The organism is Pseudonocardia sp. 73-21 (genome assembly GCF_001899645.1).
Classification (GTDB): Bacteria; Actinomycetota; Actinomycetes; order Mycobacteriales; family Pseudonocardiaceae; genus Pseudonocardia.
The window spans coordinates 69703-81430 of the sequence record NZ_MKVV01000027.1; the positions used below are offsets into that span (position 1 = coordinate 69703).

Annotated in this window: 11 protein-coding genes; 5 read left to right on the forward strand and 6 right to left on the reverse strand. The window is 74.9% G+C overall.

Annotated features, from left to right (window positions below):
* The first annotated feature begins 20 nt into the window (after nucleotides 1-20).
* Nucleotides 21-1400: a rhamnulokinase family protein gene (locus BGP03_RS06720; RefSeq protein WP_296372715.1), complete on the forward strand. Its 1380-nt coding sequence runs from the start codon at nucleotides 21-23 to the stop codon at nucleotides 1398-1400.
* Nucleotides 1401-1474: 74 nt separating this feature from the next.
* Here BGP03_RS06720 and BGP03_RS06725 read toward each other — a convergent pair whose 3' ends face one another.
* The 3 genes from BGP03_RS06725 to BGP03_RS06735 all read right to left on the reverse strand — a co-directional run bounded on the left by BGP03_RS06725 (nucleotide 1475) and on the right by BGP03_RS06735 (nucleotide 5713).
* The gene (locus BGP03_RS06725; protein WP_298796585.1) at nucleotides 1475-2893 is read right to left on the reverse strand and encodes a sigma factor; all 1419 of its coding nucleotides are present in this window, start codon (nucleotides 2891-2893) and stop codon (nucleotides 1475-1477) included.
* A gap of 65 nt (nucleotides 2894-2958) precedes the next feature.
* Nucleotides 2959-4074 (reverse strand): NDMA-dependent alcohol dehydrogenase, encoded by a 1116-nt coding sequence (locus BGP03_RS06730; RefSeq protein WP_296372626.1) that lies wholly within the window; start codon nucleotides 4072-4074, stop codon nucleotides 2959-2961.
* A 22-nt stretch (nucleotides 4075-4096) separates the two neighbouring features.
* Nucleotides 4097-5713: a CocE/NonD family hydrolase gene (locus BGP03_RS06735; protein ID WP_298796582.1), complete on the reverse strand. Its 1617-nt coding sequence runs from the start codon at nucleotides 5711-5713 to the stop codon at nucleotides 4097-4099.
* A gap of 97 nt (nucleotides 5714-5810) precedes the next feature.
* Here BGP03_RS06735 and BGP03_RS06740 point away from each other — a divergent pair, with 97 nt between their 5' ends.
* Nucleotides 5811-6992, forward strand: a complete 1182-nt coding sequence (locus tag BGP03_RS06740) for an acyl-CoA dehydrogenase family protein (protein WP_296372621.1) — start codon at nucleotides 5811-5813, stop codon at nucleotides 6990-6992.
* Nucleotides 6985-8091, forward strand: coding sequence for an acyl-CoA dehydrogenase family protein (locus BGP03_RS06745; protein WP_298796579.1), 1107 nt, complete (start codon nucleotides 6985-6987; stop codon nucleotides 8089-8091). The genes BGP03_RS06740 and BGP03_RS06745 overlap by 8 nt, the downstream gene beginning before the upstream one ends.
* Before the next feature lie 90 nt (nucleotides 8092-8181).
* Here BGP03_RS06745 and BGP03_RS06750 read toward each other — a convergent pair whose 3' ends face one another.
* Nucleotides 8182-8715, reverse strand: a complete 534-nt coding sequence (locus tag BGP03_RS06750) for an O-acetyl-ADP-ribose deacetylase (RefSeq protein ID WP_298796738.1) — start codon at nucleotides 8713-8715, stop codon at nucleotides 8182-8184.
* A 62-nt stretch (nucleotides 8716-8777) separates the two neighbouring features.
* Here BGP03_RS06750 and BGP03_RS06755 point away from each other — a divergent pair, with 62 nt between their 5' ends.
* Both BGP03_RS06755 and BGP03_RS06760 read left to right on the forward strand, forming a co-directional pair.
* The gene (locus tag BGP03_RS06755; RefSeq protein WP_296372617.1) at nucleotides 8778-8912 is read left to right on the forward strand and encodes a hypothetical protein; all 135 of its coding nucleotides are present in this window, start codon (nucleotides 8778-8780) and stop codon (nucleotides 8910-8912) included.
* A gap of 35 nt (nucleotides 8913-8947) precedes the next feature.
* A complete protein-coding gene (locus BGP03_RS06760) occupies nucleotides 8948-10135 on the forward strand; it encodes a multidrug effflux MFS transporter (RefSeq protein ID WP_296372614.1) in 1188 nt (395 codons plus the stop codon).
* On the opposite strand, the gene BGP03_RS06765 is transcribed toward BGP03_RS06760, so the two are convergent.
* On the reverse strand, nucleotides 10125-11330 hold the full coding sequence (locus BGP03_RS06765; protein WP_298796576.1) for a DUF6596 domain-containing protein: 1206 nt from the start codon (nucleotides 11328-11330) through the stop codon (nucleotides 10125-10127). The two genes, BGP03_RS06760 and BGP03_RS06765, sit on opposite strands and share 11 nt — an antisense overlap.
* On the reverse strand, nucleotides 11331-11681 hold the full coding sequence (locus BGP03_RS06770; protein ID WP_296372610.1) for a YciI family protein: 351 nt from the start codon (nucleotides 11679-11681) through the stop codon (nucleotides 11331-11333).
* Nucleotides 11682-11728: the final 47 nt, after the last annotated feature.

The following is an 11728-nucleotide window of genomic DNA, read 5'->3' on the forward strand; positions in this document are numbered from 1 at the left end:
GCGCCTCCAGCGGGCGGGTCATGGTGGCCGAGGTCGGACCGGACCACCTCGAGCTGACCGAGGTGGCGCGCTTTCCCAACGGGCCCGTCCGCGTCGGCGGCACCCTCCACTGGGACGTGCCCGGCCTCTACCGCGGCATCCTCGACGGCCTGCGCGCCGCCGGGGACCTCGACGCCGTCGGGATCGACTCGTGGGCCGTCGACTACGGCCTGCTCGACGCGTCCGGGGCGCTGCTGGGCAACCCCGTGCACTACCGCGACGCCCGCACCGACGGGGTCGCCGACCGGCTGCCCCTGCCGGCGTCCGAGCTGTACGTGACCACCGGCGTCCAGGTGCTGCCGTTCAACACGATCTACCAGCTCGTGGCCGCGGCCGGCACCCCGCAGCTCGACGCGGCCCGCGAGCTGCTGCTCATCCCCGACCTGATCGGCCACTGGCTCACCGGATCCCACGCCGCGGAGATCACGAACGCGTCCACGACGGGACTGCTGGACGTGCGGGCGCGCACCTGGTCCAAGGACGTGATCACCCGCGCCGGGATCGACGCCGGGCTGTTCCCGCCGCTGGTGGAGCCCGGTACCCGGCTGGGGACCCTCCGGTCGGAACTCGGTCTCGGACCCGTCCCGCTGGTCGCGGTGGGCTCCCACGACACCGCGTCCGCCGTGGTGGGGGTGCCCGCGACCACGGATCGCTTCGCCTACGTCGCCACCGGCACCTGGTCGCTGGTGGGGGTCGAGCTGGCCGCGCCCGTACTCACCGAGGAGAGCCGCGCCGCGAACTTCTCCAACGAGCTGGGCGTCGACGGCACCGTGCGCTACCTGCGCAACGTCATGGGCCTGTGGCTGCTGCAGGAGTGCCTGCGCGCGTGGGGCGACCCGGACCTGGCCCCGCTGCTCGCCGCGGCCGAACGCGAGCCGGCCCTGGCCGCGGTGGTGGACGCCGGCGACCCCGCGTTCATCCCGCCCGGTGACATGCCGGCCCGCATCGCGGCGGCCTGCGCGAAGCTCGGGCAGGACCCGCCCGGGTCGCGCCCGGCCACCGTCCGCTGCATCCTCGACAGCCTCGCGCTGGCCCACCGCCGCGCCGTGCGGGAGGCGGTGGCGTGCTCAGGCCACGAGGTCGACGTCGTGCACGTGGTCGGTGGGGGAGCCCGCAACGACCTGCTGTGCCGGCTCACCGCGGACGCGTGCGGCCTGCCCGTCGTCGCGGGGCCGGTGGAGGCCGCGGCCCTGGGCAACGCGCTGGTCCAGGCCCGCGCCCTCGCGGTGGTGGAGGGCGGCCTGCCGGAGCTCCGCGCCCTCCTGGCCGCCACGCAGTCGCTCACCCACCACGCCCCGTCGGGCGACGAGGCAGCCTGGGCGGCAGTAGAACGCCGCCTGACCCCGGCGATCGGGCGGTGATCACGGCGAGATGGTCGTCTGTCGATCACCTCGGGCGACCATCTGCCCGCGATCACCGTGGTGGTGGCGGGGGGTCAGGAGCCGGCGGCCGCGGCCGTCGTCGGGTCCGCGGCCGTCGTCGGGACGGGCTTCGTGGTCGTCGTGGTGGTGGCCGCGGCCCCGGTGGTCGTCGGCTCGACGGGAGCGGGGTCGGTGGTCGTGGCCTTCGTCGTGACGGCGGGGGCCGCGGTGGTGGTCGTGGGTGGCTCGGTCGTCGTGGTCCTCGGTGGCGGCGTGGTGGTGGGCGGGGCTGTCGTGGTCGTCGTAGTGGGCGGCGGTGTCGTGGGCGGCGGTGTCGTGGTCGTGGTCGGCGCGGTCGTCGGCGGCGTGGTCGTGGGCGGCGTGGTCGTGGGCGGCACGGTCGACGCCGGCACCGTCGCCGGCGGGACGGTCCCGGGTGCACCGGACGCGGGCGGGACGGTGCCCGAACCACCGGCGGGCGGGGTGGCGGCCCCGCCTCCGGAGCCGCCCGAGCCGCCGGCCACGGCAGTGCCGGCCGATCCCGACGACCCGGACGCGCCGACCGCACCTGCCACCGGGGGGTTCCCCGTCGGCGAGGACGCGGGAACGGAGATCCCGAAGTCCGCGAGCGGGGTGGACCGGGCGATCGAGACGATCGAGGTGCCCAGCGGCACCTCCGGTGCGGCGGTCGCCGGCTCGCCGACGACGGCGTCGGTGCCGTACGGCTGCGTGGCCGTGTACGGCTCGGGGCCTGCCACCGAGTACGTGTACGGCGTGCGCGGGGCCGCGGCGCCACCGCCGGGGTTCAGCTGCGCGGCCAGGACGACGACGCTGCTCACGCACGCGGCGGAGACCGCGACGGGAACGGCCCGCCGCGCCCAGCGCAGCACCGCCGCCCGCTGCAGCACGGCGGCCGGGGACGGCACGGCGACGTCGGCGGCCAGGCGGGTGGCGGTGTCACCGAGCGCCTCGGCCGTCCAGTCGTAGCGGGGGTCGATGGACCCGTCGTCCTCCTCGGCGTCGGGCCAGGTCAGCAGGCCCACGAGCGCGTCGAACCCGGTGTCGAGCAACCCCTCGACGGCATCGGGGGTGCTGCCGCTGCGCCGCGCCAGCTCCGCGACCGTGACCTCACCCATGTAGTGCAGGACGATCGCGCGCCGCTGCGACGCCGGGAGCCGGTGCAGCGCGTCGAGGACCACGGCCTCCTCGGAGTCCGCGGTGACGGCCGACGGCGCGGGGGCGCGGCGACGGAACGGGAGCTCGCGGCGGGTGCTCGCGGCGACGCGCAGGGCGGTCCAGCGCACCCAGCCCGTCGGGTCCGCCGTCCTGCGCACCGACGCCCAGGACCGCCAGCAACGCACGAACGCCTCGTCCACCGCCCGGTGCGCGGCCTCGGCGTCCCCGGTGATGGCCCGCAGCTGCGAGGCGAGCCACGGGTACGCGCTCTTGAAGAACGTGTCGAACTCGGCCCGTACGTCGATCGGTTCTGGCATCGCTGCCCCCTGGCTCGCCCATCCGCAGGACGGTGCTCGCCACGGACGGCCACAGCGTTACTCCGTCAGAAGACGACGACGCCGCGCAGGTTGCGGCCCGCGTGCATGTCCTCGAAACCGCGGGCGATCTCGTCGAGGGTGTAGCGGGTGGTGATCAGCTCGTCGAGCTTGAGCGATCCCTCCTGGTAGAGGCGCAGCTGGGCGGGGATGTCGGCGGTGGGGGCGGAGGCGCCGAACAGAGATCCCTGCAGGCGCTTCTGGTAGAGCACGAGCTCGGTGAGCGGGATGTCGCCGTCGCGGGTGCGGGTCTCGCCCAGCCCGACGACGACGCAGGTGCCGGCCTTGCGCACGGCCCGCAGTGCTGCCCCGACCATGGCTCCGGTGGTGACCCCGACCGTGACGATCGCGGCGTCGGCGCCCTGGCCGTTGGTCAGCTCGCGGCCGATCGCGGTGGCTTCCTTGATCGAATCGACGGCGTGGGTGGCGCCCAGTGTCAACGCCTTCTCGCGCTTGAACGCGACCGGGTCGACGGCGATCACGGCGGATGCGCCCGCGTGTGCGGAGCCCTGTACGGCGTTGATCCCGATGCCGCCCACACCCATGACGATGACGACGTCACCGGGCCGGACCTCCGCGGAGTTGACGGCGGCACCCCAGCCGGTGCCGACGCCGCAGCCGGTGAGGCACGCTGCTTCGAGCGGGATCCAGGGGTCGATCCTGACCGCCGACGCCACCGACACCGTGGTGTGCTCGACGAACGTGGAGATGCCGCTCATCTGGCCCGTCGGCTCGCCGTCGAGGCTGAGACGGAAGCTGGTGGGGTCGTCCCAGCGGGCGTTGGTGGCCAGCGACGCGCCCATGTCGCACAGGTTCTGCCGGCCGGTTGCGCACCAGCGGCAGCGGCCGCAGCTGGGCAGGAAGGAGAACACGACGTGGTCGCCCTCGGCGAACCCGGGGGTGTGCGGCCCGACGGCCTCCACCACGCCCGCGCCCTCGTGACCGCCGGCGAACGGCAGCTTCCCGACCTTGAGGTCGCCGGTGGCGTGGTGGTCGTCGGAGTGGCACAGCCCGCTGGCGACCATCCGGACGCGGATCTCGCCCTGGCGGGGGTCGTCCACCTCCAGCTCGACGACCTCGTAGACCCCGGGGACCTGTCTCAGTACCGCTCCTCGCGTTCGCACACCGCAGTATTACCCGACAGAATTACCCGACGGGCAGCATCACCCGGCCGCCCGTGATCGTGTGCGTCGACGGCACGAGCGTGGTGGCCTTCTCCGGCGGCTCGGCGGTGCCGGTGTTGCGGGCCCAGCGCGGGTGCGCGCCGCCCGCCACCACGAGCCGGAGCCGGTGGCCGGCGGCCAGCCGGTGGGCGCAGGGGTCCAGCTCGAGGCGCAGGGCACCCGGTTCCCGCGACGGCCCCAGCCGCACCAGCGCGTCGGAGAAGTTGGACGACCGGCCCGTGACGTCGACGTCGCAGAGCCGCACGAACACGTCGGCGTGCGGGTTGTCGGTACCGTGCTCCAGCTCGACGACGGGCGTGCCGATCACGTCGAGGTCGGCGGCCATCGGCTCCGTGGTGAACGTGACGACGTCCGGGCGGGCCTCCAGCGGGCGGTTGTCGCGCACCCCGCTCCTCCCGGTCAGCAGCCGCCCGCCCACCGAGGGTGTGGGATCGGCGGGGTCGTAGCGGAAGGTGGCGGAGACCTCCCCCGGCTCCGGACCCAGCGCACCCCCGGCCCCGAGGTGGCGCACGGTGTCGACGGCGGGCGGCGGCCACGCATCGAGCTCCCGCCACTCCCCGGCCCCCGTCACGTGGATCCGCACCGGCGCCGGGCGGGTGCGGCCGGTGGCGCCGGCGAGGTTCTCGTCGAACCAGGCCAGGGTCTCGCGGGCGACGACCGCACCGCCCGAGGTGGCCGTCTGGAGGTGCGTCCACGGCCCGACGGTCAGGGCGACGTCGGCGCCGCGGCCGTGCAGTGTGTCGTACTGCTCGATCGTGTCGCGCAGGAACAGGTCCTGCCACCCGCCGACGAGCAGGATCGGGATCTGGACCGTGGCGAGGGCCTCGCGGGCGCTGCGCGGCGTCCAGTAGGGCGCGTCGCGGTCGGGGTTCGCCACCCAGTCCGGGTACCAGGGTGCCCGCCGCCCGGTGAGCCTGTCACCGGCCGCGCCGAGGGGCAGCTCGTCGTACGCGGCGACCACGCCGCGGGCTCCGCGGACGCGCGCCACGGCCTGGGAGACGAACCCGCCGGCGTCCTCCTGGCGGGCGACCATGTTGCTCCAGCTCAGGAAGTCGGCCAGCGAGAACGCGCCGTCGCCGTAGACGGGCGCGGAGATGTCGTGCGGCCCCACCACGACGACCGCGGCCTTCAGGTCCGGCGGCGGATCGGCCATCAGCGCCCACTGGGTCCAGCCGAGGTAGGACCCGCCGCTGGTGGCCAGCCGCCCGTCGAACCAGTCCTGCCCGCGCAGCCAGGCGACGGTGTCGTGGGCGTCGTCGACGTCGGCGGCGAAGGGGTCGAACGTGCCTCCGGAGCCGAACGTGCCCCGGCAGCTCTGCACGAGCACGTGGTAGCCGCGGGCGGCCAGCGTCCGCGCCGACGTGGCGTCGAACGGGCCGGTACGGCCGTAGGGCGTGCGGACCAGCACGGTGCCGAGGGCGTGGTCGGTGGCGGGCACGTAGTGCTCGCCCAGCAGCACCACGCCGTCGTGCATCGGCGTGCGCTCCTCGCGGCGGGTGTAGCCGGTGCGGGCGGCCGGCAGCCCGAACAGCCGGGTGACCAGAGCGTCGACGGCCCGTGCCGTCCTCGTCGTCGTCATGCCGCCATCCTCTCTCGTCAAACGGCGGCCCGTGTCTTACGGTCAGGACTGACCGCGATCAACGGCACTCCGGGCCGGGGGCCGTCACGGAGGTGTCATGGCCGACAGCGACCTGGTGGACGAGACCGCGCACGAGGTGGTCGAGTCCCACGATCCCCGCTCCACCCCGCGTCAGGAGATGCTCGGCGCGATCTACGACGCGGGCCTGGCCTGGGTGCACTTCCCGGTCGGGCTCGGCGGGCTCGGGGTCTCCCGCGGCCTGCAGGCCCGGGCCGACGCGATCCTGCAGGGCGCCGGTGCGGACAACGCGTTCTTCCTCAACCCGATCGGCCACGGCATGGCCGCGCCGACGGTGCTGGAGCACGGCGCGCCGGAGCTGGCGAAGGAGCTGCTGCGCCCGCTGGCCACCACCGAGCACATCTGGTGCCAGCTGTTCTCCGAGCCCGGCGCGGGCTCCGACCTGGCCGGGCTGGCCACGTCGGCCGTCCGCGACGGCGACGACTGGGTGGTCAACGGCCAGAAGGTGTGGACGAGCCTCGCCCACGTCGCCCGCTACGCGCTGCTGCTCGCCCGCACCGATCCCGACCAGCCCAAGCACAAGGGGCTGACCTACTTCGTGCTGGACATGCAGGCGCCCGGTGTCGAGACGCGGCCGCTGCGGCAGATGACCGGGCAGGCCGAGTTCAACGAGGTCTACCTCTCCGACGCGCGGATCCCGGACTCCCACCGCCTCGGCGCCGTCGGCAACGGCTGGCGCGTCGCGATGACCACGCTGATGAACGAGCGCTCGGCCATCGGCGGCACGTCGTCGGTGCGCGGCGCGGGCGCGATCGCCGACGCCGTCGAGCTGTGGGCCCGCTACCCGCAGCGGCGGACCCCGGTGCTGCGCGACCGCCTCGCCGCCCTCTGGACGCGCGCGGAGGCCCAGCGGCTCACCGACGAGCGGGCCCGGCGCTCGCAGGGCTCGGGGCAGCCCGGCCCGGAGGGCTCGATCGCGAAGCTCGTGTCGGCGGAGCTCAACCAGGACGTCTACGAGTTCGCGATGGAGCTGCTCGGCCCGGAGGCCACGCTCTACGGCTCCTACGAGCTGCGCCGCGACATCCCGCGGGAGGAGTACCGCGGGCCGTTGCAGCAGCGGTTCCTGCGCTCGCGCGCCAACACCATCGAGGGCGGCACGTCCGAGGTGCTGCGCAACATCCTCGGCGAGCGGATCCTGGGCCTGCCCGGGGATCTGCGCGCCGACTCCGGCAAGGCGTGGAAGGACATCCCCCGTGGTTGAGTTCGTGTTCTCGCCCGAGCAGCAGGACCTGCGCACGGGCGTCCGGGAGTTCCTGGCCAAGCGGTCCGACGAGGCCACCGTGCGCCGCCTGATGGAGACCGACGCCGGTTACGACCCCGCCACCTGGGCGGGGCTCGGCGGCGAGCTGGGCGTGCTCGGGCTCGCCGTGCCCGAGGCCCTCGGGGGCGCCGACGGCACGCTCGTCGACCAGGCGGTGGTCGCCGAGGAGTTCGGGGCGGCACTGCTGCCCGGGCCGGTGCTGGGCACGGTGGGCCTCGCGGTCCCCGCGCTGGTCGCGGTGGGGGAGGACGTGTCCGAGTTCGTCGAGGGCACCCGCACCGCCGCGCTCGCCGTGCCCGACCGCGCCGGCCGCTTCGACCCGGCGCTGGTCACCGTGACGGAGTCGGGCGGGGCGCTGACGGGCGAGGTCCGCCACGTCGTCGACGGCTCGGCGGACGTGCTGGTGGTCGCCGCGCGCACGGCGGACGGGGTGGGCCTGTTCGCGGTGCAGGACGCCGCGCGCACCCCGCTGTCCACACTGGACCAGACGCGCCGCCAGGCCACCGTGCGGTTCGACGCCACGCCCGCGCGGCTGCTCGCGGCCGACGCCGGCCCCGCGGTCGCCCACGCGTTCCGGGTGGGCGCGGCGCTGCTGGCCGCCGAACAGGTGGGCGGGGCGCAGCGGCTGCTCGACCTCACCGTCGCCTACGCGGGCACGCGGCTGCAGTTCGGCCGTCCGATCGGCTCGTTCCAGGCCGTCAAGCACCGGTGCGCCGACATGCTGGTGCTGGTCGAGCACGCGCGCTCCACGGCCTACCACGCGGCCTGGGCGTTGGACGACGCGTCCGACGACCCGGACCTGGCGGTGAGCATCGCGCAGGCCACCTGCTCGGAGGCCTACCAGCGCGTCGCGCTCGACACCGTGCAGCTGCACGGCGGCATCGGCTTCACCTGGGAGCACGCCACCCAGCTCTACGTGAAGCGCGCGGTCACCGACGCCGCGCTGCTGGGCAGCGCCACCGAGCACCGCGAGCACATCGCGGCCGCGGTGCTGGACACGGCGGTGAGCAACGGCGCCCTGGTGGTGGCGACGGGCTGACCCTGCGACCCCCGACTCCGCCACATGGTCACCTACGGCTGCCCGGAGCCGCCTCCTGAGAGCCAGAGGTGACCATGTGGCGGTCGTCTGTCAGAGGGCGCTCTCGAAGGCCGCCAGCGCCGGGGCGTCGAAGAGGACGAAGCGCACCTCGGTGACCGCGGTCGGGGTCGCCCGCACCGTCGCCACCGCGATCCGGGCGGCGTCGGCCACCGGCCAGCCGAAGATGCCGGTCGAGATCGCCGGGAACGCGACGGTGGTGGCGCCCACCTCGTCGGCGACGCGCAGCGCCTCCCGGTGACACGTCGCGAGCAGCTCCGAGCGGTCCTGCGTGGTCGTGAAGACCGGCCCGACCGCGTGGATCACCCAGTGCGCCGCCAGCCGGCCCGCGGTGGTGGCGACGGCCTGGCCGGTGGGCAGGCCGTCGCGGAAGTCGTTGGCGCGCAACGCCTTGCAGGCCGCAAGGATCTCCGGTCCGCCCCTGCGGTGGATGGCGCCGTCCACGCCACCACCCCCGAGCAGCGACGAGTTGGCGGCGTTGACGATCGCGTCGGCGGACACGGTGGTGATGTCGCCGAGCTCCAGTTCGATCCGGGTCACGCCCCCGATTCTCGCGCGGCGCGTCATCATTTCTGGTGACACGCCGGAGAGCTGCTAACTCGGCAGGTCACAGCGGCGATAACCAGCACATGACCGCCATCACCCCCGGCCGCGTCGCCGCGCCGGGACCCGCGTTGACCGCCGCCCCCTGGGCCGGCCGCCTCATCGGCCTCGCGTTCGTCCTCACCGTCGCCCTGTTCCTGGTTGCGCTCGCCACCCTCTGACGACAAACGGGCCCGGCGCACCGTAGGAATGTCCGGTGACCGTCTCGTTGCCCCGCGGCCGGGTGCTCGCCCTCGGTGGGCTCTCCAGCTTCGGCCCGCTGGCGCTGGACCTCTACCTGCCCGCCCTGCCCCAGCTCACCGCCGACCTGCGCGCCACCGAGGCCGCCGGACAGCTCTCCCTCTCGGTCTGCATGATCGGCCTGGCCCTGGGGCAGCTGCTGGTCGGCCCGTTCACGGACCGGGTCGGCCGCCGCGTCCCGCTGCTCGTCGGCGTGGGGCTCTTCGCCGTCACGGCCGCACTGTGCGCCGCCGCGCCCTCGATCGAGCTGCTGCTGGCGCTGCGGCTGCTCAGTGGCCTCGCCGGCGGGGCCGGGCTGGTGATCGCCCGGGCCATGGTCCGCGACCTCTACGACGGTGCCCTCGCGGCGCGCATGTTCGCGCTCCTGATGCTGGTGAGCAACATCGCGCCGGTCGTCGCGCCGCTGCTGGGCGGCCTGGTCCTGCGCGTCGCCGACTGGCGCGGCGTGTTCCTCGTGCTCGCGGCGGTCGGGGTCGTGCTCCTCGGGGCCGCTCTCACGCAGGCCGAGACGCTGCCCGCCGACCGTCGCCGGACCGGTGGGCTGCGCGGGGTCGCGACGGTGCTGCGCGACGTCGTGCGCGACCGCCGGTTCATCGTCCCCGCCGTGGTCCAGGGCATCGGCGTGTGCGGGATGTTCGTCTACATCGCGATGGCGAGCTTCGTGCTGCAGGGCACCTACGGCCTCGACCCGCAGGGCTTCGCGATCGTGTTCGGCGTGAACGCGGTGGCGATCGTGCTCGTCGGGCGGCTCAGCGCACAGCTCGTCGGGCGGGTCGGGCCGCGGCGGTTGCTGGCGGCCGGCGTGGTCGTCGCGCTGCTCGCCGCCGTGGCGATGCTGGTCGGGGTGCTGCTGTCGCGGTCGGTCTGGGCGCTGCTGCCGCCGCTGCTCGTGCTCGTCTCGTGCACCGGCGTGATCATGCCCAACGCGACGGCCCTGGCGCTGGCCGACCAGGGCCGCGCCGCGGGCACCGCCTCGGCGGTGATCGGGCTGCTGCAGTTCGCGTTCGCGGCGATCGTGCCGCCCCTGGCCTCGCTGGGTGGGGTGACGCCGCTGGTCATGGCGATCACGATCCTCGCGACGGCCACCGGCGCGGCGATCGTGCAGTTCGGCGTGCGGGTGCGGGAGCCCGCGGCTACGGGCTGACCCGCTCGGCCCGTCGTCGCAGGTGGGCGAGCTGGGCCGCGTCCTGGGGCAGGGCCAGCGCGGCGGCGTAGGCGGCCCGCGCGTCGGCGGTGTGGCCCAGCCGGGCCAGCAGCTCGGCGCGGGAGGCGTGCCGCAGCGGGTAGTCGTCGAGGCCGGTCACGGCGTCGATCGCCGCCAGCCCCGCCGCCGGGCCGTCCCGCTCGCCGACCGCGACGGCCCGGTTGAGCCGCACCACCGGCGTGTCCGCGACGGCGAGCAGCACGTCGTACCAGGACAGGACGGCGGTCCAGTCGGTGTCGGCGTAGCGCGGGGCCAGCGCGTGGCAGGCCGCGATCGCCGCCTGCACGACGTAGGGATCGGGGCGGTCGGGGGAGCGGCGCAGCCCCTCGCCCACCAGGATCACCCCCTCCTGCACCAGCTCGGCGCGCCACCGCCCGCGGTCCTGGTCGGCGAGCAGCACGGGCCGCCCGTCCGCGTCGTGGCGGGCGTCGCGGCGGGAGTCCAGCAGCAGCTCCAGCGCCAGCAGCCCCAGCACCGACGCCTCACCGGGCATCAGCTCGCGCAGCAGCCGGGTGAGCCGCACCGCCTCGTCGACCAGGGCGGGGCGCGGCGTCGCCGTCGGTCCGTAGCCCTCGTTGAACAGCAGGTACACCGTCGACAGCACGCCACGCAGCCGCTCGGGCAGCTCGTGGTCGTCGGGCACGCGGTAGGGGATGCCGGCGCGGGCGATCTTCTGCTTGGCCCGGGTGAGCCGCTTGGTCATGGTCGCCTCGGGCACCAGCAGGGCGCGGGCGACCTCGGGAGTCGTGAGCCCGCACAGCGTCCGCAGCGCGAGCGCGACCTGCGTCTCCACCGCGAGCGCGGGGTGGCAGCAGGTGAACACCAGCCGGAGCAGATCGTCCTGCTCCTCGGGCGGGCCGGTCAGCTCCATCGCCGCGGCCTCCTTGCCCGTGCGCGCGGCCTCCCGGCGGACGATGTCGATCGCGCGCCGCCGCGCCGCGACCGTCAGCCAGGCCCGCGGCTCGTCGGGCACGCCGTCGCGGGGCCAGGTCTCCAGCGCCCGGACCGTGGCGTCCTGCACGGCGTCCTCGGCCAGCGCCACGTCACCGACCTGCCGGATCAGGGTGGCCAGCACGCGCGTGCCCTCGTCGCGCACGAGGCGGACGAGGGCGGCGTGCGCGGGATCGAGGGGCACTCAGCCGCCGAAGTCGATGACCGGACGCACCTCGACCGCGCCGTCCCACGCGCCGGGGATGGTGGCCGCGATCTTGACGGCCTCGTCGAGATCGGCGCACTCGATGAGGTAGAAGCCGGTCAGGGCCTCCTTCGTCTCCGCGTAGGGTCCGTCGGAGGTGACGACGTCACCGCCCTTGCCGCCCTGCACGCGCACCGTGGTGGCGGTGGAGGTCTGGTAGAGCGCGGCGCCACCGCGGATCACGGCGGCGGCGGCCTCGCCGAACGCGTTGTACTCCTTCATCTCGTCGCCGTACTCCGGCAGCGTCCAGTCGACGTCGGCGGAGTAGATGAGGGCGGCGTACTGGGGCATGGGGTGCTCCTCGGGGGTGGTTGCGCCGAAGCGGTTCCTCGGCGTCA

Excerpts from the sequence above, each read along its gene's own strand:
- BGP03_RS06740 (WP_296372621.1), top strand. The coding sequence starts at position 5,811 with ATGGCCGACAGCGACCTGGTGGACGAGACCGCGCACGAGGTGGTCGAG.
- BGP03_RS06750 (WP_298796738.1), bottom strand. The coding sequence starts at position 8,715 with ATGACGCGCCGCGCGAGAATCGGGGGCGTGACCCGGATCGAACTGGAG.
- BGP03_RS06720 (WP_296372715.1), top strand. The coding sequence starts at position 21 with ATGGTGGCCGAGGTCGGACCGGACCACCTCGAGCTGACCGAGGTGGCG.
- BGP03_RS06725 (WP_298796585.1), bottom strand. The coding sequence starts at position 2,893 with ATGCCAGAACCGATCGACGTACGGGCCGAGTTCGACACGTTCTTCAAG.
- BGP03_RS06770 (WP_296372610.1), bottom strand. The coding sequence starts at position 11,681 with ATGCCCCAGTACGCCGCCCTCATCTACTCCGCCGACGTCGACTGGACG.
- BGP03_RS06755 (WP_296372617.1), top strand. The coding sequence starts at position 8,778 with ATGACCGCCATCACCCCCGGCCGCGTCGCCGCGCCGGGACCCGCGTTG.
- BGP03_RS06735 (WP_298796582.1), bottom strand. The coding sequence starts at position 5,713 with ATGACGACGACGAGGACGGCACGGGCCGTCGACGCTCTGGTCACCCGG.